The sequence below is a fragment of the Micromonospora halotolerans genome, from assembly GCF_032108445.1.
GTDB lineage: Bacteria > Actinomycetota > Actinomycetes > Mycobacteriales > Micromonosporaceae > Micromonospora > Micromonospora halotolerans.
In genome coordinates this window covers 5,750,225-5,769,053 of sequence record NZ_CP134876.1, presented here as the reverse complement: position 1 = coordinate 5,769,053, position 18,829 = coordinate 5,750,225, and the positions used below count along the sequence as shown (strand labels likewise).

The window sequence follows — 18,829 nt, the reverse complement described above, 5'->3', positions numbered from 1 at the left end:
GGGGGAACCGGCACCGGGGACGCAACCCGCGGAAGCCCGAACGAGCCGAGGAGGCGCAATGAGCTTCACCGACAAGGCCAAGAGCCGGGCCCAGGAGATGGCCGGCGTGGCCAAGGAGCGGATCGGCGACGCCACCGACAACGAGCGGTTGCGGGCCGAGGGCGCCAACGAGCAGCGTGCCGCCCGGGCGCGGCAGGCCGGGCAGAACGTCAAGGAGGCCGGACGCAACGTCCGGGACGCCTTCGACAAGTGAGCCGCTACAGCGACGGGCCCCCGGATCAACCCGGGGGCCCGTCGCTGTGCGCGTGCCGTCCCGCCGGTCGGGGGCTGGTTAGGGTCGCCGGGTGACGATCCTGCGTTCCCTGGTGTTGTTCGTGCTGGCCGCGGTGGCGGAGATCGGCGGCGCGTGGCTGGTCTGGCAGGGCTGGCGGGAGCACCGCGGGCTGTGGTGGGTGGCGGCCGGCGTGCTGGCGTTGGGGGCGTACGGGTTCGTGGCGACGTTCCAGCCCGACCCGAACTTCGGCCGGATCCTGGCGGCGTACGGGGGCGTGTTCGTGGCCGGATCGCTGGCGTGGGGTGTGCTGGTGGACGGCTTCCGGCCGGACCGGTGGGACCTCACGGGCGCGGTGATCTGCCTGGCCGGCGTCGCGGTGATCATGTACGCGCCGCGGGGCTGACGGTCGTCGCCGAACACGCCGCGGGGCGGCGCACGCCGACGGGGTGTCGGGGTGCGCCGCCCTGATCCGGGGCGCGGGTTACCTCGGGTCGCGGTTGAACTTGGCCGTGGACCAGAAGTAGCCGAGCACGGCGAGTCCCAGGCACCAGAGGACCGCGAGCCACCCGTTGTGGCCGATTCCGCTGCCGAGCAGCAGGCCGCGCAGGGTTTCGATGGCGGGCGTGAACGGCTGGTACTCGGCGATCGGCTGGAGCCAGCCGGGCATGGCGTCGACCGGGACGAAGGCGCTGGACAGCAGCGGCAGCAGGATCAGCGGCATGGCGTTGTTGCTGGCGGCCTCGGCGTTCGGGCTGACCAGGCCCATGCCGACCGCGATCCAGGTGAGCGCCGTGGCGAAGAGCACGAGCAGCCCGAGGGCCGCGAGCCACTCCAGGACGCCGGCGCCGGTGGACCGGAAGCCGATGGCCACGGCGACGGCGCCGACGAGGATCACGCTGGCGACCGACTGCAGCACGCTGCCGACGACGTGCCCGACGAGCACCGAGCCGCGGTGGATGGCCATGGTGCGGAAGCGGGCGATGATGCCCTCGGTCATGTCGGTGGAGACGGAGACGGCGGTCCCGATCACGGTGCTGCCGATGGTCATCAGCAGGAGGCCGGGGACCAGGTAGGCGATGTACCGGGAGCGGTCCGGGCCGCCGCCGATGCCCGCGCTCATGGTGTCGCCGAAGACGTAGACGAAGAGCAGCAGCAGCATGATCGGGGTGAGCAGCAGGTTGAGGGTGAGGGACGGGTAGCGCCGGGCGTGCAGGAGGTTGCGGCGCAGCATCGTGGACGAGTCGCGTACGGCGAGGGAGAGGGAACTCATCGGAGGGCCTCCTTGGGCTGGGTGGGGATGCGGGCGCCGCCGGTGAGGGCGAAGAACACGTCGTCGAGGTCGGGGGTGTGGACGGTGAGGGCGTCGGCGTGCACGTCGGCGTCGTCGAGGCGGTCGAGAATGGCGCGCAGTTCGCGCTGGGTGCCGCCGCTGGGGATCTGGAGGGTGAGCGCCTGGTCGTCGCGTACGGTGTCGCGCAGCGCGCTGGTGGCCCGCGCGTAGGCGGCGGGGTCCTCGAAGCGCAGTTGGACGTGTCCGCCGGGGATGAGCCGTTTGAGTTCCGCGGCGGTGCCTTCGGCGGCGATCCTGCCGTCGTTGAGCACGGCGATGCGGTCGGCGAGCTGGTCGGCCTCCTCCAGGTACTGGGTGGTGAGGAAGACGGTGACGCCGTCGGCGACGAGTTCGCGGATGATCTGCCACATGTTGTGGCGGCTGCGGGGGTCGAGGCCGGTGGTGGGTTCATCGAGGAAGATGATCCGCGGGTTGCCGACGAGGGTCATGGCGAGGTCGAGGCGGCGTTTCATGCCGCCGGAGTAGGTGGAGGCGGGCTTGCCGGCGGCGTCGGTGAGGTCGAAGCGTTCCAGCAGTTCGGTGGTGGTGCGCTGGCCGTCGCGCTTGGACAGGTGGTGCAGGTCGGCCATGAGGAGCATGTTCTCCGCGCCGGTGATCAGGCCGTCGACGGCGGAGAACTGGCCGGTGACGCCGATCGTGGTGCGGACGGCCCGGGGGTCGGCGGCGAGGTCGTGGCCGCCGACGCGGACGGGTCCGGAGGTGGGGTCGGGGGAGATGAGGGTGGAGAGGATCTTGACGGCGGTGGTCTTGCCGGCGCCGTTCGGGCCGAGCAGGGAGAAGATCGTTCCGTGCGGGACGGCGAAGTCGACGCCGTCGAGCACGACCTTGTCGCCGTAGGACTTGCGCAGTCCGTTCGCCGCGATGGCCAGGTTGGTCATGGTGGGTGCTCCTTCTAGAGGCTGCGGGCGTCGATGTCGCCGACGGCGGTGGTGGCGTGGATGGTCAGGCCGGCGGCGGCGCCGTCGGTGTTGGTGAGGGAGTTGTGGATCCGGCCGTGGGTGGTGCCGGCGTCGAGGGAGGCGGAGACGCCGTGGGCGGCGGCGACGGAGATGTCGCCGGCCTGGGTGCGGAGCGCGACGGTGCCGCGGGCGGCTTCGGCGATGCGGATGTCGCCCTTGGCGGTGCTGATCTGGGCGGGGCCGGTGAGGCGGCCGACGGTGACGTCGCCGGCGGCGGTGGTGAGGTGGGCGCTCGCGGCCTCGTCGATCGTGATGGCGCCGTGTGCGCCCTGGAAGGTGACGTCGCCGAACCGGCCGACGGCTCGGAGGTCGGCGCTGGCGGCCTTCACCTGGACGCGGGAGCCGGCGGGCAGCTGGACGGTGACCTCGATGAATCCGGAGCTGCCGAGGATCTGGTTCCGGGTGGTGGCCTCGATGCGCAGGACGCCGTCGCTGTAGTGGATCCTGGTCTGTTCCGCCACCGTCACGTCGCGGCTCTTGGCGGGGTCGGCGGGCCGGACGTCGACGGTGGTGTCGGCCCGGTCGGCGGCGGTGAGCTGGACGCGCCCGGCGGGGATGTCGAGGACTGCGGTGATCGGGGTGGGGGTCTCGAAGGTCTGCATGGTGCTCTCCTGCCGCGCGTCTCGTTTCTGACGTCGGAAACGCTACGTTGCGTTCATGGATCCGGCAACAAGCTTGTTGCGGAGGATTGCTGTCTGCGCAGGCCATCGGGCGAATATCGTTGCAACCGGAGTGAATCTAACGCAACGCTGACAGCTCTGCTCGTTGCATTGGGTGAGGAGTGAACGCTATGCTGGCGGCATCGAACGACCGTGGAGGGGATATCGCGATGCCGGGAGGCAGGCTCACCCAGCAGGAACGCCAGCAGATCGCGCTGGGGGTGGCCGACGGCCTCGCCTACGCGGAGATCGCCAGACGTCTCGACCGGCCCACGTCGACGATCACCCGTGAGGTGATGCGCAACGGTGGCCCCACCGCCTACCGCGCGGACCTGGCCCACCGCGCCACCGAACGCCGCTCCCAGCGGCGCAGGCAGACGCCCGCGCGAGGGCCGCAGGCGCCGTCGCAGGCGCACGGGCGCGACGCCGAGGCGGTGCGCGAGTACGAGGAGATGTTCACGACCCTGCTCATGCAGCAGGGTCTGCCCAAGATGATGTCGCGGGTGCTGACGTGTCTCTACACGGCCGACGCGGGCAGCCTCACCGCGTCGGAACTGGTCGGGCGGCTCCAGGTCAGCCCGGCGTCGGTCTCCAAGGCGATCACGTTCCTGGAGGGCCAGGGCCTGATCCGCCGGGAACGCGACGAGCGCCGCCGCGAGCGCTACGTCGTCGACGACGACGTGTTCTACCAGAGCACGATCGCCGGCGCCCAGTCCAATGCCCAGCTCGCGGAGGTGGCGCGGCAGGGCGTCAGCGTCCTGGGTCCGGGCACCCCGGCCGCCACCCGCCTGGAGAGCATCTCGCGGTTCGTCGACTTCATCGCCGAGAGCCTCATCCGCGCCGCGGAGCAGGCCCGCGAGATTTTGTACACGAAGCCCGGAGCGGGTTCGGGCGGCGTCGCCGCACCGCGGTCGGATCGCAGCGGCGGCTGAACCGGCGCCACCCGGCCGCGAGGGCTCGAACAGACCGCCGCCCCCGCGGCCGGGTGGCTCGCGGGGGCGGCGGGGTGCTCGCGGGTCAGTCGTCGCGGTGGGCGGTCCACCACGCCTGGCCGGTCTCCGGCAGGGTGTCGATCGGGTCGTAGTAGGCGTAGCGCTTGTTGAGCGCTTCCAGGTCGGCGGACTCGATCGAGGTGCGGTAGTTCTTGGTCCAGTAGGAGATGCCGCGTTCGCGGTCGTACTCGGTGAGCATGTGCACCCAGCGCTTGCCGACGAACGGGACGTCGCAGACGATGCGCGGGGTGGCGTAGCCGGGCAGGTAGCCCATGATGTCGTGCTGGAGCTGCTGGGCGTGCCAGACGGGGACCCGCCAGTGCTCGGCGTTGGGGATCATGTCGCACATGTAGAAGTAGTACGGCAGGATTCCGGCTTCGCCCTGTAGCGCGAAGCAGAGGTCGAGCAGGTCCGCGCTGGTGGCGTTGACGCCGCGCATGAGCACGCCCTGGTTGCGGACGTCGCGGACGCCGACGTCGAGGGCCGTCTGGGCGGCCCGGGCGACCAGCGGGGTGATCGACTGGGCGTGGTTGACGTGGGTGTGGATGGCGAGGTTGACGCCGCGGCGGGCGGCGGTGCGCGCGACCCGCTCGAGGCCCTCGACGACGTCGCCCTGGAGCCAGTGCTGGGGCAGGCCCATGAGGGCCTTGGTGGCGAGGCGGATGTCGCGGATGGTTTCGATCTCGAGCAGCCGCATGAGGTAGGACTCGAGGTTCTTCCACGGCACGTTGGCCACGTCGCCGCCGGAGACCACCACGTCGCGGACCCCGGGGTGGGCCTTGAGGTAGGCGATGTGGGCGTCGTAGCGGTCGACGGGCTTGAGGGTGAGCTTCAGCTTGTCGACGGCCGGGGTGGAGTTGCCGACCAGGTCCATGCGGGTGCAGTGCCCGCAGTACTGCGGGCAGGTGGACAGCAGCTCGGCGAGGACCTTGGTGGGGTAGCGGTGGGTGAGCCCCTCGGCGACCCACATGTCGTGCTCGTGGAGGCTGTCGCGGCTGGCGTAGGGGTGGGAGGGCCAGTCGGTGCGCCGGTCGGAGGCGACGGCGATCATGTAGCGGCGGATCGGGTCGGCGAGGAACGCCTCGGTGGTCATGGGCTCGAACGGCACCATGGTGTTGACCATCTGCGGGGGCACCAGCATCGACATGGTGGCCAGGGCCTTCTGGTCGGCCTCGAGGTCGGCGTAGAAGCTCTCGTCGACGAGGTCGCCCAGAACGGTGCGCAGCTGCTTGATGTTCTTGACGCAGTTGACCCGCTGCCACTGGGCGTTCTCCCACTGCTCCCGGGTGACGTGGCGCCAGCCGGGGAAGCGGGTCCAGTCGGGTTCGACCAGGGGGCTGCGGCGGTACTCGTACGGCTGCCCGGCGGTCGGAACGGCGACCGGGGCGTGACGGGGTTGAGGGATGGTCTCAACCGGTTGGGTCTGGGTCACGGCCCCTCCTGACATCTGGTGCGAGTGATCAACGATCCCGAAGGCTACTGGAAAATATTCGGTGAAGAAATTAGTCTGCCGTAAGTTTTCCCGCGACGCGAGCCCTGGCCGGGGTTTCGGGCGGCTGAACATAGGGGGTCGGCGTGACGTCACCGGTGGGTCTGCACCGAGTCGTGGAACCGGCGGGGGTGCTGCCGCAGGCGGCGTGGCGGTTGGACGCCGATCCCCGGATCGCCGCCAACGAGGTGCGGATCCGGGTCGAGCGGCTGAACCTGGACGCGGCGAGCTTCCGGCAGCTGTCGGAGAAGCACGGCGGCGACGGGGAGAAGGTCCGCGCCGAGGTGCTGGAGATCATCTCGACCCGGGGGAAGATGCAGAACCCGGTCACCGGCTCCGGCGGCATGCTCATCGGCACGGTGGAGGAGGCCGGGAAGCGGTCCCCGCTCGGGCTGCGGCCGGGCGACCGGGTGGCCACCCTGGTGTCGCTGACGCTGACCCCGCTGACGATCCTCGACGGCCTGGCCCGCTGGGACGGGCGCAGCGAGCAGGTACCCTGCGACGGCTACGCGATCCTGTTCGCCCGGTCGATCGCCGCGGTCCTCCCGGACGACCTGCACCCGGAGCTGTCCCTGGCCGTGCTCGACGTGTGCGGGGCGCCGGCGCTGACCGCGCGGGTGGTCGCCGAGCAGGTGGCGCGGCGCCGCCGCGAGAACGACCCGCGCCCGGTGACCGTGGCGGTGATCGGCGGCGCCGGCAAGAGCGGCTCGCTGTCCCTGGCCGCCGCGCGGCGGGCCGGCGCCGGCCGTACCGTCGGGGTGGTGCCGGTGGCGGCGGAGCGCGACGCGCTCGACGCGGCCGGCCTGGCCGACGTGGTCGCGCTGGCCGACGCCCGCGACCCGGTCGCCCTGTCCACGGCGGTGACCACGGCGCTGAGCACCCCCGCCGACGTCACGGTGGTCTGCGTGGACGTGCCGGGCTGCGAGCACGGGGCGGTCCTCGCCACCGAGGACGGCGGCACGGTGATCTTCTTCTCGATGGCGACGAGCTTCGCGGCCGCCGCGCTGGGCGCCGAGGGTCTGGCCGCGGACGTGACCATGCTGGTCGGCAACGGGTACGTGCCGGGGCACGCCGCCCTGGCGCTGGACCTGCTGCGCGGCGAGCCGGGGGTGCGTCGTCTGTTCGAGGCCCGGCTGGCGGCAGACTGAGCGTCATGACGAACCCCTCGACCCTGTACCGCGGCGGAGTGCTGCACTGTCCGGCCGACCCGAGCGCGACGGCGTTGCTGGTGCGTGACGGGCGGATCGCCTGGCTGGGCGCCGACGCCGACGCGCCGGCCCCCGACCGGGTGGTGGAGCTGGGTGGGGCGCTCGTGACGCCGGCGTTCGTCGACGCGCACGTGCACGCCACCGACACGGGGCTGGCCCTGGCGGGGCTGGACCTGTCGGCGGTGCGGTCGGCGGCCGGGCTGCTGGAGGCGGTGGCGGCGTTCGCCGCCGCGCTGCCCTCCGACGCGGTGGTGCTCGGGCACGGCTGGGACGAGTCGTCCTGGGCGGAGCCGGCCCTGCCCGACGCGGCGGCGCTGGACCGGGCGGCCGGGGGCCGCAAGGTGTACCTGTCGCAGGCGTCGATCCACTCGGCGCTGGTGTCGGCGGCGCTGCTGGCGGCCTGCCCGGACGCGGCGGGCGCCGCCGGCTACGACCCGTCGGGCTGGCTGCGCCGCGACGCCCACCACGTGGTGCGGGCCGCGGCGCTGGGCTCGGTGACGGCGGCGCAGCGGGTGGCCGCCCAGCGCACCGCGCTGCGGCACGCCGCGTCGCTGGGGATCGCCGCGGTGCACGAGTGCGGCGGCCCGGGCACCTCCGACGAGAGCGACTTCACCGGCCTGCTGGCGATCTCCGGCGACGGCGTGCCCGAGGTGTACGGGTACTGGGGTGAGCTGCTGGGCGCGGCGAAGGCCCGGGAGCTGGGCGCGGTCGGCGCCGGCGGCGACCTGTACGCCGACGGGGCGCTCGGGTCGCGCACCGCGCACGTGTCGGCGGCGTACCTGGACGGGGAGCCCGGCGCCTGCGGGCACGGCTACGTCACCGCCGAGCAGGTGCGCGACCACCTGCTGGACTGCGCGGCCCACGGGCTGCAGGGCGGCTTCCACGCGATCGGCGACGCGGCCATCGGCACGGTGCTGGACGGGTTCGCGCAGGCCGCGCGGAAGGTGGGCGTGGACCGGCTGCGGGCGGCCCGGCACCGGGTCGAACACGCCGAGATCATGAGCAAGCGGCTCATCGCCGGGTTCGTGGAGTACGGCATCGTGGCGTCGATGCAGCCGGCGTTCGACCGGCTGTGGGGCGGCGCCGGCCGGATGTACGAGTCGCGGCTGGGCCTGTCCCGGTCGCTGGAGTCCAACCCGATGGGCGCCATGCACGGGGTGGGGGTGGCGTTGGCGTTCGGGTCGGACTCGCCGGTGACGTCGCTGGACCCGTGGGGGTCGGTGCGGGCCGCGGCGGCGCACCACAACCCGGCGCAGCGGATGAGCGTGCGGGCGGCGTTCGCCGCGCACACCCGCGGCGGGTGGCGGGCGGTGCACCTGGACAACGAGGGGGTCCTCGCCCTCGGCGCACCGGCGACGTTCGCGGTGTGGGACACCCCGGCCGGGGTGGAGCGGGGGCTGCCCGTGCTGCAGGCCGATGACCCGGAGGCGCGCGGCGCGGACGACCCGACGCCGCTGCCGGTGTGCCGGGCCACGGTTCTGCGCGGTGACGTGATCTATCAGGAAGGCACTTCTCAGTGACAGGCAAGCTTGGGCTGGATCCGGCGCTGGTGGCGCGGGCGCGGGAGTTGGCGCGCCGCGCCGGGCAGCCGGTGGTGGATCTGGCGCGCAGCCACACCACCGTGTCGGTGGAGCGGGCGGTGCTGCGGCTGGCCGGGGTGACCGGCGCCGACCCCGACGGCATCCCGTGGGTGAACCGCCTCGTCGACGCGGTCGTCGCCGACGTCGGTCTCGGCCACGGGGTGGCCGCGCCGGTGTTCGACGCCCTGGCGCGGGAGCAGATCGCCGACGTGACGCTGCTGGCGCAGAAGGCCGCCGCCGGGTCGGTGCGGTTCCACCTGCCCACCGGGAAGGCCGCCACGGCCGCCCGGCGGGCCGCCCGCAAGGCGGTCGCCGCGGGCGTGCGGCAGATCGACCGGCGCCGCGCCGAACGGGAGCGGCTGGTGAAGCGGTACGGGGACCCGAAGCAGCGGCCGTGGATCTACCTGATCGTGGCCACCGGCGACATCTACGAGGACATCCCGCAGGCGCAGGCCGCCGCCCGGGCCGGGGCGGACATCATCGCGGTGATCCGCTCCACCGGGCAGTCGCTGCTGGACTACGTGCCGGAGGGCGCCACCCGGGAGGGCTTCGCCGGCACCTACGCCACGCAGGAGAACTTCCGGCTCATGCGGGCCGCGCTGGACTCCTCGTCGCGGGAACTGGGCCGGTACGTGCGGCTGACGAACTACGCGTCGGGCCTGTGCATGCCGGAGATGGCCACCCTGGCCGGCCTGGAACGCCTCGACATGATGCTCAACGACTCGATGTACGGGATCCTGTTCCGCGACATCAACCCGATCCGCACGTTCGTCGACCAGCGGTTCTCCCGGCAGGTGCACGCCCGCGCCGGCATCATCATCAACACCGGCGAGGACAACTACCTCACCACCGCCGACGCGGTCGACGAGGCGCACACGGTGACGGTGTCGCAGCTGCTCAACGAGTACTTCGCGCACGAGGCGGGGCTGGCCGACTGGCAGCTCGGCCTGGGCCACGCGTTCGAGATCAACCCGGACCTGCCGGAGTCGTTCCGGCTGGAGCTGGCGCACGCGCTGCTGGCCCGGGAGCTGTTCCCCGACGCGCCGCTGAAGTGGATGCCGCCGACCAAGCACATGACCGGCGACGTGTTCCGCGGCAACCTGCTCGACGGGTTCTTCAACCTGGTCGGCACCATGACCGGGCAGGGCATCCTGCTGGTCGGCATGATGACCGAGGCGGTGGTCACCCCGTGGCTGTCCGACCGGGACATCGCCCTGCAGAACGTCCGCTACGTGCTGGGCGCCGCCGGCGGGCTGCACGAGGACTTCGTGCCCGCACCGGGCGGGTTCATCCAGCAGCGCGCCCACCGGGTGCTCGGCGAGGCCGTCGACCTGCTGGAGCGCATCGGTGACCAGTCGCTGCTCACCGCGATCGCCGAGGGCACCTTCGGGATCATGAAGCGGCCCGCCGACCGGGGCAAGGGCCTCGACGGCGTCGCGAGGCACGAGGCCGACTACTACAACCCCGCCACGGACATCCTGGAGCAGGCGGCATGACGGAGAAGAAGATCGTCCGGCCGTACGGGGACACCACCGGCGACGGCATGGTGCAGGTGTCGTTCACGCTGCCGGTGCCGCACGACAAGCGCGCCGAGGGCGCCGCCGTGCAACTGGCCAACAAGATGGGCATGGACCCGGCCATGCTGGTGCACGCCAAGCAGATGGGCGACGAGTTCACCTTCTTCGTCGTCTACGGCCGGGTGAACCACCTCGTGGACCTGGACAAGGTGCAGGTGGTGGAACGGGACTTCCCGCTGCTGTCGGCCAAGGAGGTCAACACGGTGGTGAAGCAGCGGCTGCGGCGCAAGCTGTCCGTGGTGGGCGCCTGCATCGGCACCGACGCGCACACCGTCGGCATCGACGCGATCCTCAACGTCAAGGGCATCGCCGGGGAGAAGGGCCTGGAGTACTACCGCGAACTCAAGGTCACCAACCTGGGCGCGCAGGTCAGCGTCCCCGAGCTGGTCGAGGCCGCCCGCCGGGAGAAGGCCGACGCCGTGCTCGTCTCCCAGGTCGTCACCCAACGCGACGCGCACCTGCACAACACCCGGGAGATGTCCGCCGCGTTCCGCGAGGCCCTGCCCGCCGGCAGGCGGCCCCTGCTCATCGTCGGCGGCCCCCGCTTCGACGAGACCATGACCGGGGAGCTGGGCGTCGACCGGATCTTCGGCCGTGGCACCACCCCCGGCGAGGTCGCCAGCTACCTGGTCCACGCCCTGATCACCGACAAGAAGGCGAGAGCATGAGTGACCCCCGGGTCGGCCTGACCGTCACCCACCGCCGGTACGTGCCGTACTCCCACGCCCACTACGCCGGCAACCTCGTCGACGGGGCGTACGCGCTGGGCCTGTTCGGCGACGTCGCCACCGAGGTGTGCATCCGCACCGACGGCGACGAGGGGCTGTTCGCCTCCTACTCCGACGTGCAGTTCAAGGCCCCCATGAAGGCCGGTGACGTGCTGGAGGTGACCGCCACGGTCACCCGGGTGGGCACCCGCAGCCGCACCATCGACTTCGCCGCCCGGGTGGTGTGCCGGGGCCGCCCCGACCGGTCCGAGTCCGCCGCCGAGGTCCTCGCCGAGCCGATCGTCGCGGTCACCGCCACCGGCACGGTGGTCGTCCCCCCAGCCTCGTGAGCGCGAGGAGTGAGCCGGGTCTGCGAGCCCCGCAGTCGCGAATGAAGGACAACTGCGCGTGAACCTCGCCGTCTGCGCCGACGTCGGGTCGACGTACACCAAGGCGGCGGTGGTCGACCTCGACGGTGGCCGGCTCGTCGCCGCGGCGGCCGCGCCGACCACCGTCGGCACCGACGTGCTGCACGGCCTGGACGCCGCGGTCGGCGCCGCCACCGCCGGGCTCGCCGCCGGTGACCTGCCCTGGTACGTGTGCTCGTCGGCCGGCGGTGGCCTGCGGCTGGCCGTCATCGGCTACGAGCCGCTCGTGACCGCGCAGGCCGGCCGGCGGGTCGGGCTGTCCGCCGGGGCGAACGTGGTGCACGTGGCCGCCGGGCGGCTCGGCGCGGCCGAGCTGACCGCGCTGCGCGCCGCCCGCCCCGACGTGGTGCTGCTCGTCGGCGGCACCGACGGCGGCGACGCCGACACCCTCACCCACAACGCCACCCGGCTGGCCCGGGCCCGCTGGCGGGTGCCCGTGGTGCTCGCCGGCAACGCCGACGTCCGCGACGACCTGCACGCCCTGCTCGCCGCGGCGGGAGTACCGGTCACCGCCGCCGACAACGTGCTGCCCCGCATCGGGGTGCTCGCCCCCGCGCCGGCCCGCGCCGCCATCCGGCAGGTGTTCCTGCGGCACGTCATCGGCGGCAAGAAACTGTCCCGCGGCAGCCGGTTCGCCCGCCTGGTGCGGGCCGCCACCCCCGACGCGGTGCTCACCGGCGTGGAGGTCCTCGCCGACGCCCTCGGCGGGGACCTGGCCGTCGTCGACGTCGGCGGCGCCACCACCGACGTGTACTCGGTGCTCACCCCCGACGAACGCGACACCGGCCCCAGCCAGGAGGTCACCGGCACCCTGTGGCGGGCCCGCACCGTCGAGGGGGACCTCGGCATGCGGTGGAGCGCCCCCGGTGTGGTCCGCGCCGCCGCCGAGGAACGCCTCCTCGCCGCGGGGGAGGAGGACGAGCTCGCGGCCGCGGCCGCCGTGCGGGCCGCCGACCCCGGCTTCCTGCCCGCCGGTGACGCCGACCGGGCAGCCGACCGGCGCATCGCCGCGCTCGCCGCCACGGTGGCGCTGCGCCGGCACGCCCGCGGCGCCGCCACCGGCGAACGCGCCGGCCGGGACCTGCGCGACGTCAAGCTGATGGTCGGCTCCGGCGGGGTGCTGCGGCACGCCGCGCCCGGCGACGCCGCCGAGGTGCTCGCCGCGGTCCTCGCCGACCACGCCGGCGGGTGGCCGCTGCCCCGCGCCGCCCGCCCCGTCGTCGACGTCGACTACGTCCTGGCCGCCGGTGGGCTGCTCGCCGCCGACCACCCCGGCGCGGCGGCCGCGCTGCTGCGCCGGCATCTGGCCGGCTGAGCGCGCCGGACGGCTCGGCGCCGTGCCGCCGCGAGCACTATTCGGCGGGGAGCTTCGCGCTGCGGGTGTCCGCCTCCTGCGACGCCGACCAGGAGGCCAGCAGCCGGAGGTTGTCCGCGGAGGCGGTGCCCGGCTCCGCGGTGTAGATGACGAGGCTCAGGCCCGGTTCGGCGGTCATCGCGAGGGTCTCGAAGGCCAGGGTGAGGTCCCCGACGGCCGGGTGGTGGAAACGTTTCGTGCCGGTCCCGTGCCGGCGCACGTTGTGGGCGCCCCAGCGGGTGCGGAACGCATCGCTGCGGGTGGACAGCTCGCCCACCAGGTCGTGGAGATCCTTGTCGTGGGGGTCCCGGCCCGCCTCGGTGCGCAGCACGTCGACGGTGACGTCGGCCATCAGCTCCCAGTCGGGATAGAAGCGGCGCGCGGCGGGGTCGAGGAACTGGTAGCGGGCCAGGTTCGGCGGCGGCGATCCGCCGCCGGCGTCGATGTCGCTGAAGAAGCCTCGGGCCAGCTGGTTGGTGGCGAGCAGATCCAGGCGGCCGTTGCTGACATAGGCGGGGCCGGCCGTGATGGCGTCCAGGGTCCACTGCAGGCTGCGGTGCAGCGGGGTGTGCCGGCCCACCCGCCGGCGTGGCCGGGCGAGCGTGTCGGAGCCCTCGGCGGCCTGGGCCAGGTGAAGCAGGTGGGCGCGTTCGGCGTCGTCGAGCTGCAGGGCACGGGCGACGGCTTCGAGGACGCCGGGGGAGACCCCGGCGAGGTGGCCGCGTTCGAGCTTCGCGTAGTACTCGACGCTGACGTCGGCGAGCGCGGCGACCTTACTGCGGCGCAGCCCCTTCACCCGGCGGCGGGTGCCGGCCGGCAGGCCCACCCGCGCCGGGGTGATCTTGGCGCGCCGCGAGACGAGGAAGTCGCGGACCTGGTCATGGTTGTCCACGCCGTCGACCGTACGCGGCGGCAACCGCGGCAGCCATGTACTGCCGGTACACCCCTCACCAGGCACTCCCTGCCGCCGCGGACAGGGAGTTACCTGGTTCTCGAGCGGGACTAGGCGCCCGCCATCGGGGCAATCCGTGAGTCGGCACACCGCCGCACGCACGGGACACACCATCGGCAAGGGAGACCATCATGCGTGGCGTCGTCATGCACGCACCCGGCGACGTCCGGGTGGAGGACCGCCCGGATCCGCGGATCGAACAACCCACCGACGCCGTCATCCGGGTGTCGGCGACCTGCGTGTGCGGCTCGGACCTGTGGCCGTACCGCGGGGTGCAGAAGGTGGAGGGCCCGACACCGATGGGCCACGAGTACGTCGGCGTCGTCGAAGAGGTCGGCGCCGACGTCACCAGCCTCACGCCGGGCCAGTTCGTGGTCGGCTCGTTCTGGGCCTCCGACAACACCTGCGAGATCTGCCGGGACGGCTACCAGTCCGCCTGTGTGCACCGGGTCCCGATGGGCATGCTCGGTTCGCAGGCGCAGTACCTGCGGGTGCCCCTCGCCGACGGCACCCTGGTCGCCACGCCCGAGGTGCCGCCGGCCGACCTGATTCCCAGCTACCTGGCCGCCTCCGACGTGCTCGGCACCGGCTGGTTCGCGGCGGTCGCCGCCCAGGCCGGCCCCGGCCGGACCGTCGCGGTCGTCGGCGACGGCGCCGTCGGCCTGCTCGCCGTCCTCGCCGCCCGGCAACTGGGCGCCGAACGGATCATCGCGATGAGCCGGCACGAGTCACGGCAGAGGCTCGCCCGCGAGTTCGGCGCCACCGACATCGTCACCGAACGCGGCGACGAGGGCGTGGCCAGGATCAAGGACATGACCGGCGGGCTCGGCGCGCACTCGGTGGTGGAGGCGGTCGGCACCCAGGAGTCGATGATGCAGGCCATCCACGCCACACGCGCCGGCGGGCACGTCGGGTTCGTCGGCGTCACCCACGACGTGGCCGTGCCCGGCATGGAGCTGTTCTGGTCCCTGGCGCACCTGCACGGCGGCCCGGCACCCGTACGGCGGTTCCTGCCGGAACTGATGCGCCTCATCGGCGACGGCACGATCAACCCGGGGAAGGTCTTCGACCTCGACCTGCCCCTCGACCAGGCCGCCGAGGGATACCGGGCCATGGACGAACGCCGCGCGGTCAAGGCCCTGCTGCGCCCGTGACCGAGCCACGCACCCGAAGGAGCGTCGATGGAACTCAGGCCCGTCAACCAGACCGTCAAGACACCCGCGCAGAACTTCACCGGAGACGTCTACCTGACCCCGATCTACAGCGGCACCGAGCCGTCCCGGATGACCGTGGCCCTGGTCCGCTTCACCCCCGGCGCCCGCACCAACTGGCACTCCCATGCCGTCGGGCAGACCCTGCACGTCACCGAGGGCGTCGGTCTGGTCGGCACCCGCGACGGCACCGTGCTGCGCATCCGGGCCGGCGACACCGTCATCTGTCCGCCCGGTGAGGAGCACTGGCACGGCGCCACCGCCGACACCTTCATGAGCCACCTGGCCATGCTCGAAGCCTTGCCCGGCGGGCAGGACCCCACCACCTGGCTCGAACCTCTCGCGGAGGATCAGTACCAGGCGGTCAACCAGCGCAACCACTGACACCCCGACATCCGCGCGGGCGTGAGCCGGCGCACCCCACAACGACGACGAGGGGCAGACCATGGCAGCCACCGGCAGGACCGGCGACTTCGCGGGCAAGGTCGTTTTCGTCACCGGCGCGGCCAGCGGCATCGGCCGTGCCACCGCGCTCGCGTTCGCCCGTGCCGGCGCCGACGTCGCCGCCACGGACATCTCCGGTCCGGGCGTCCAGGAAACCGCGCACATGATTGAGGAAGCCGGCAGTCGAGCCCTCGCCGTCCGCTGCGACGTCACCTCGTCCGAGGATGTGCAGGCCGCCCTGGCGCGAACCGTCGAGACGTTCGGGCGCCTCGACGCCGCGTTCAACAACGCCGGCGTCGAACAGCCCGTCGCGCCCACCGCCGACATCACCGAGGACGACTGGGAGCGGCTCGTCGCCGTCAACCTGCGGGGCGTGTTCCTGTGCATGAAGTACCAGATCCCGCTGCTGCTCGAGCACGGCGGCGGCTCGATCGTCAACACCTCCTCCGGCGCCGGGGTCGTCGGCATCGCCGGACAGGCCGCCTACACCGCGGCCAAGCACGGCGTCGTCGGGCTCACCAGGTCCGCCGCCCTCGACTACGCCCGCTCCGGCGTGCGCATCAACGCCGTCTGCCCCGGCATCATCGCCACCGAGATGATGGACCGCTTCACCGGAGGCACCCCCGAGGGACGTGACCGCGTCATCGCCCAGGAGCCGATTGGACGGATGGGCACCGCCGACGAGATCGCCGCTGCCGTGCTCTGGCTCTGCTCGGACGCCGCGGCATTCGTCATCGGCCACGCCCTGGTCATGGACGGCGGGCAGACCGTCGGGCCGGCCTGACCTCCGAGAGAAACCGGCGTTCGCATCGAGACGCGCCGACGCGACACGCCGTGTCGCAGCACACGACAGGCCCGGGTGGGTTGACAGCGGCGGGGGTCCACGCCGTACCGTCTTTGAGTCCTACCACGGGAAGCGGCTGTTGTTCGCTTCGTCCCTTCGTCCGCTGGCCGAGCGACCGGAAGGTTGCGGCGGCCAGGTCCAGCGGGCGGGGGTCGGCGGGGCGGCGCGAACCGGCCGCGGTTACCGGTGTACGGGCAGGGGTGAAAGGCACGGCCAGTAGACAACGGCCAGGCGGGGGCAGCCAGTCCACGTCGGGTCGGTCCGAAGGTCGGCGCCGATCGTCCTCGCCCCACCGGCCGGGAAGGGCCTGGGAGCATCGGGGCGCGGCGCGAGCCGCGCCCCGATTTTCGTGCCCGCTTCAGGCCCCGGCCGGGACGGTACGACCGGTTATGCTGTGCGGTATGACCGGAGCGGTGCGGAAACTGTCGATCTCGGTCCCGCCGGACGTCGCCGAACGCCTCGAACGGGAACCCAACGCCAGCGCCTTCCTCGTGCACGCCGCGCGGTCGCTGATGCGCCGGGAAGCCCTCGACGCCGAGCTGGCCCACCACGGCGTCACCGTCACCGAGGAGGGCATCGCCCGGGCCCGGGCGGCGCGCGCCGCCGTGGACGTGGCCTGGCCGGCCGAGCGCTACCAGGCGATCCGGGAGCGGGCGCGGCAGGCCGCCGCCGACGGCGAGGACCGCGCCTCCCGGGTCACCGCCGCGTGAGCGACCCCGACGACGGCCCGCCCGTGCGGCTGGTCCTCGACCGGTCGACGCTGCTGGCGTACCTGGCCGGGTCGGTGCACGTGGGGGAGACGCTGCACGAGGTGATCGCCGACGGGGTGCGCTTCGGGGTGAGCGCCGTGGCCGCCGCCGAGGCGTACGCGGCCGTGGACGACCCGAAGGACCGGGCGGCGCTGCGCCGGCTGCTCGCCCTCGACGCCTGCGCCGTCCTGCCCACCGACGGCGGGGCCTGGCAGGAGCTCGCGTACTGGCGGGCCTTCACCGGGCGGGTCGACCTGGCCGCCACCGTGCTGGCCTGCCTCGACCACGACGCCCCGATCCTCACCGGCGAGGGCCGCTACGGCACCGACGAGCTGCCGGTCATCCGGCTGCCCGAGTGACCGGCCCGGACGGGCCGACCGGCCGGTCCGCCGGGTAGCCTTCGGCCCGTGATCGTGGTGAGGTGCCGGTGACGACGCTCGACCGGGAAGAGACGCAGGCCACCGGCGGGCCACGCCCGGGCGCCGGCGGGGGACCGCTGCCGCTGAAACTGGCCGTCCCGGCGGCCCTGCTGGCCGGTCTGGCGCTGCTCGCCGCCTTCCCCCCGTACGGGCTGTGGCCCCTCGCGCCGGTCGGTGTGGCGCTGCTCGCCGCCGCGGCGCACCGGCGGCGGCCGCGCGCCGGCGCCGGGCTGGGCTTCCTCGCCGGGGTGGCGCTGTTCGCGCCGCTGCTGGAATGGACGAACCTGCACACCGGCTACCTGCCGTGGCTGCTGCTGTCCCTGCTGCAGGCCGGCTACCTGGCGCTGCTCGGCGCCGCCACCGCCTGGGTGTCCCCGCTGGTCGACCGGCACCGCGCGGCGTGGCCGCTGGTCACCGGGGTGCTGTGGGTGGGGCAGGAGGCGCTGCGCGACCGCACCCCGTTCGGCGGCTTCCCGTGGGGGCGGCTGGCGTTCAGCCAGGACACCTCCCCGCTGCTGCGGCTGGCCGCGCTCGGCGGCGCCCCGCTGGTCACCTTCGCCGTGGCGCTCGCCGGCGGGATCCTGCTCACCCTCGCCTGGCGGGACTGGCGCCAACCCGCCGGGGTGTGGCGTCCCGTGGCCGGGCTCGCCGCCGCCCTGGCCGCGGTGGTGGCCGCCGGCCCCGCCGTGCCGGCCGGGGTACGCGGCGGCGGCGACACCGTCACCGTGGCCATCGTGCAGGGCAACGTGCCCCGCCTCGGGCTGGACTTCAACGCCCAACGGCAGGCGGTGCTGAACAACCACGTCGACGCCACCCTGAAACTGGCCGAACGCGTCGCCGCGGGCACACAACGCCACCCCGACCTGGTGGTGTGGCCGGAGAACTCCAGCGACATCGACCCGCTGCGCAACCCCGGCGCGGGTGCGCGGATCACCCAGGCCGCCGACACGATCGGCGCGCCGATCCTGGTCGGCGCCGTGCTGCTCGGCCCCGGTGAGGGCGAGGTGCGCAACGCCGGGCTGCTGTGGCGCCCGGGCAGCGGCCCCGACCTGGACCAGGTCTACACCAAGCGGCACCCCGTGCCGTTCGCCGAGTACGTGCCGCTGCGCGAGATCGCCCGAATGGTCAGCTCGGAGGTCGACCGGGTCCGCTCCGACTTCGTCCCCGGCAGCACCCCCGGCGTGCTCGACACCGGCGTGGCCACCCTCGGCGACGTGATCTGCTTCGAGGTCGCCTACGACGGCATCGTCCGGGACACCGTGACCGGCGGCGCGCAGCTGCTGGTCGTGCAGACCAACAACGCCACCTTCGACGCGGCCGAGGCCCGCCAGCAGCTGGCCATGGTCCGGCTGCGCGCCGTCGAGCACGGTCGCGCCGCCCTGATGGCCTCCACGGTCGGGGTGTCCGGGTTCGTTTCCCCGGACGGGCGGGTAGACGGTGCGACCGGGTTCAACACCGCCGCGGTGGTGGTGCGGCAGATGCGGCTCGGCGACGGGCGTACCCCGGCCACCACGGCGGGGGTGTGGCCGGAGGTGGCCCTCGCGGCGCTCGCCGTCGCGGCCCTGGCCGGCGCGACGGTGCTGCGCCGGCGCCGGGAGGTCGACCCGGGCTAGGACGACGAGCGGGAGGCGG

General features: G+C 73.4%; 20 protein-coding genes. 15 read left to right on the top strand and 5 right to left on the bottom strand.

Translation table 11 applies throughout. The features are described 5' to 3' along the window. Positions 1-58: 58 nt before the first annotated feature. Positions 59-253, top strand: a complete 195-nt coding sequence (locus tag RMN56_RS27240) for a CsbD family protein (RefSeq protein WP_313720500.1) — start codon at positions 59-61, stop codon at positions 251-253. Between the two features lie 91 nt (positions 254-344). After that, positions 345-677, top strand: coding sequence for a YnfA family protein (locus tag RMN56_RS27235; protein WP_262284141.1), 333 nt, complete (start codon positions 345-347; stop codon positions 675-677). A gap of 78 nt (positions 678-755) precedes the next feature. Here the strand turns inward: RMN56_RS27235 and RMN56_RS27230 are convergent, their stop codons facing one another. The 3 genes from RMN56_RS27230 to RMN56_RS27220 are packed head-to-tail and all read right to left on the bottom strand — an operon-like array spanning position 756 to position 3,186. Continuing rightward, positions 756-1,544 carry an ABC transporter permease gene (locus RMN56_RS27230; RefSeq protein ID WP_313720497.1) on the bottom strand — a complete coding sequence of 263 codons (789 nt, stop codon included), beginning with the start codon at positions 1,542-1,544 and terminating at the stop codon, positions 756-758. Continuing rightward, positions 1,541-2,503: an ATP-binding cassette domain-containing protein gene (locus RMN56_RS27225; RefSeq protein ID WP_313720495.1), complete on the bottom strand. Its 963-nt coding sequence runs from the start codon at positions 2,501-2,503 to the stop codon at positions 1,541-1,543. Before RMN56_RS27225 ends, RMN56_RS27230 begins: the two co-directional genes overlap by 4 nt. A gap of 14 nt (positions 2,504-2,517) precedes the next feature. Next, positions 2,518-3,186, bottom strand: a complete 669-nt coding sequence (locus RMN56_RS27220) for a DUF4097 family beta strand repeat-containing protein (protein ID WP_313720493.1) — start codon at positions 3,184-3,186, stop codon at positions 2,518-2,520. A gap of 227 nt (positions 3,187-3,413) precedes the next feature. Here RMN56_RS27220 and RMN56_RS27215 point away from each other — a divergent pair, with 227 nt between their 5' ends. Beyond that, entirely contained in the window at positions 3,414-4,175 is a 762-nt protein-coding gene (locus tag RMN56_RS27215) for a helix-turn-helix domain-containing protein (RefSeq protein ID WP_313720491.1), read from the top strand. An 85-nt stretch (positions 4,176-4,260) separates the two neighbouring features. Here RMN56_RS27215 and RMN56_RS27210 read toward each other — a convergent pair whose 3' ends face one another. Then, positions 4,261-5,667 (bottom strand): KamA family radical SAM protein, encoded by a 1,407-nt coding sequence (locus RMN56_RS27210; protein ID WP_313720489.1) that lies wholly within the window; start codon positions 5,665-5,667, stop codon positions 4,261-4,263. Positions 5,668-5,810: 143 nt separating this feature from the next. On the opposite strand from RMN56_RS27210, the gene kdd reads away from it, so the two are divergent. The 6 genes from kdd to RMN56_RS27180 are packed head-to-tail and all read left to right on the top strand — an operon-like array spanning position 5,811 to position 12,539. Then, on the top strand, positions 5,811-6,872 hold the full coding sequence (kdd, locus tag RMN56_RS27205; RefSeq protein WP_446685808.1) for an L-erythro-3,5-diaminohexanoate dehydrogenase: 1,062 nt from the start codon (positions 5,811-5,813) through the stop codon (positions 6,870-6,872). Positions 6,873-6,877: 5 nt separating this feature from the next. Further along, complete coding sequence (locus tag RMN56_RS27200) at positions 6,878-8,452, top strand: amidohydrolase (RefSeq protein WP_313720487.1); 1,575 nt, start codon at positions 6,878-6,880, stop codon at positions 8,450-8,452. Beyond that, positions 8,449-10,008, top strand: a complete 1,560-nt coding sequence (gene kamD, locus RMN56_RS27195) for a lysine 5,6-aminomutase subunit alpha (RefSeq protein ID WP_313720485.1) — start codon at positions 8,449-8,451, stop codon at positions 10,006-10,008. The genes RMN56_RS27200 and kamD overlap by 4 nt, the downstream gene beginning before the upstream one ends. After that, positions 10,005-10,757 (top strand): lysine 5,6-aminomutase subunit beta, encoded by a 753-nt coding sequence (kamE, locus tag RMN56_RS27190; RefSeq protein WP_313720483.1) that lies wholly within the window; start codon positions 10,005-10,007, stop codon positions 10,755-10,757. The genes kamD and kamE overlap by 4 nt, the downstream gene beginning before the upstream one ends. After that, positions 10,754-11,146 (top strand): 3-aminobutyryl-CoA ammonia lyase, encoded by a 393-nt coding sequence (kal, locus tag RMN56_RS27185; RefSeq protein WP_313720482.1) that lies wholly within the window; start codon positions 10,754-10,756, stop codon positions 11,144-11,146. Before kamE ends, kal begins: the two co-directional genes overlap by 4 nt. A gap of 58 nt (positions 11,147-11,204) precedes the next feature. Further along, positions 11,205-12,539, top strand: a complete 1,335-nt coding sequence (locus RMN56_RS27180) for a glutamate mutase L (protein ID WP_313720481.1) — start codon at positions 11,205-11,207, stop codon at positions 12,537-12,539. A gap of 37 nt (positions 12,540-12,576) precedes the next feature. Here RMN56_RS27180 and RMN56_RS27175 read toward each other — a convergent pair whose 3' ends face one another. Continuing rightward, the gene (locus tag RMN56_RS27175; protein WP_313720480.1) at positions 12,577-13,470 is read right to left on the bottom strand and encodes a helix-turn-helix domain-containing protein; all 894 of its coding nucleotides are present in this window, start codon (positions 13,468-13,470) and stop codon (positions 12,577-12,579) included. A gap of 191 nt (positions 13,471-13,661) precedes the next feature. On the opposite strand from RMN56_RS27175, the gene RMN56_RS27170 reads away from it, so the two are divergent. The 6 genes from RMN56_RS27170 (at position 13,662) to lnt (ending at position 18,810) form a co-directional block, all read left to right on the top strand. After that, on the top strand, positions 13,662-14,684 hold the full coding sequence (locus RMN56_RS27170) for a zinc-dependent alcohol dehydrogenase family protein (protein ID WP_313720479.1): 1,023 nt from the start codon (positions 13,662-13,664) through the stop codon (positions 14,682-14,684). Positions 14,685-14,711: 27 nt separating this feature from the next. Beyond that, positions 14,712-15,125, top strand: coding sequence for a (R)-mandelonitrile lyase (locus RMN56_RS27165; protein WP_313720478.1), 414 nt, complete (start codon positions 14,712-14,714; stop codon positions 15,123-15,125). 61 nt (positions 15,126-15,186) lie between these two features. Further along, the gene (locus RMN56_RS27160) at positions 15,187-15,969 is read left to right on the top strand and encodes an SDR family oxidoreductase (RefSeq protein WP_313720476.1); all 783 of its coding nucleotides are present in this window, start codon (positions 15,187-15,189) and stop codon (positions 15,967-15,969) included. A gap of 461 nt (positions 15,970-16,430) precedes the next feature. Next, a complete protein-coding gene (locus RMN56_RS27155) occupies positions 16,431-16,739 on the top strand; it encodes a hypothetical protein (protein WP_313720474.1) in 309 nt (102 codons plus the stop codon). Beyond that, positions 16,736-17,137 carry a hypothetical protein gene (locus tag RMN56_RS27150; RefSeq protein ID WP_313720473.1) on the top strand — a complete coding sequence of 134 codons (402 nt, stop codon included), beginning with the start codon at positions 16,736-16,738 and terminating at the stop codon, positions 17,135-17,137. The genes RMN56_RS27155 and RMN56_RS27150 overlap by 4 nt, the downstream gene beginning before the upstream one ends. A gap of 68 nt (positions 17,138-17,205) precedes the next feature. Beyond that, the gene (gene lnt / locus RMN56_RS27145; protein ID WP_376787338.1) at positions 17,206-18,810 is read left to right on the top strand and encodes an apolipoprotein N-acyltransferase; all 1,605 of its coding nucleotides are present in this window, start codon (positions 17,206-17,208) and stop codon (positions 18,808-18,810) included. Positions 18,811-18,829: the final 19 nt, after the last annotated feature.

Coding starts and splice junctions, on each gene's coding strand:
- RMN56_RS27240 (WP_313720500.1), top strand. CDS start 59: ATGAGCTTCACCGACAAGGCCAAGAGCCGGGCCCAGGAGATGGCCGGC.
- RMN56_RS27230 (WP_313720497.1), bottom strand. CDS start 1,544: ATGAGTTCCCTCTCCCTCGCCGTACGCGACTCGTCCACGATGCTGCGC.
- RMN56_RS27225 (WP_313720495.1), bottom strand. CDS start 2,503: ATGACCAACCTGGCCATCGCGGCGAACGGACTGCGCAAGTCCTACGGC.
- RMN56_RS27220 (WP_313720493.1), bottom strand. CDS start 3,186: ATGCAGACCTTCGAGACCCCCACCCCGATCACCGCAGTCCTCGACATC.
- RMN56_RS27215 (WP_313720491.1), top strand. CDS start 3,414: ATGCCGGGAGGCAGGCTCACCCAGCAGGAACGCCAGCAGATCGCGCTG.
- RMN56_RS27200 (WP_313720487.1), top strand. CDS start 6,878: ATGACGAACCCCTCGACCCTGTACCGCGGCGGAGTGCTGCACTGTCCG.
- kamE (WP_313720483.1), top strand. CDS start 10,005: ATGACGGAGAAGAAGATCGTCCGGCCGTACGGGGACACCACCGGCGAC.
- kal (WP_313720482.1), top strand. CDS start 10,754: ATGAGTGACCCCCGGGTCGGCCTGACCGTCACCCACCGCCGGTACGTG.
- RMN56_RS27170 (WP_313720479.1), top strand. CDS start 13,662: ATGCGTGGCGTCGTCATGCACGCACCCGGCGACGTCCGGGTGGAGGAC.
- RMN56_RS27165 (WP_313720478.1), top strand. CDS start 14,712: ATGGAACTCAGGCCCGTCAACCAGACCGTCAAGACACCCGCGCAGAAC.
- RMN56_RS27160 (WP_313720476.1), top strand. CDS start 15,187: ATGGCAGCCACCGGCAGGACCGGCGACTTCGCGGGCAAGGTCGTTTTC.
- RMN56_RS27155 (WP_313720474.1), top strand. CDS start 16,431: ATGACCGGAGCGGTGCGGAAACTGTCGATCTCGGTCCCGCCGGACGTC.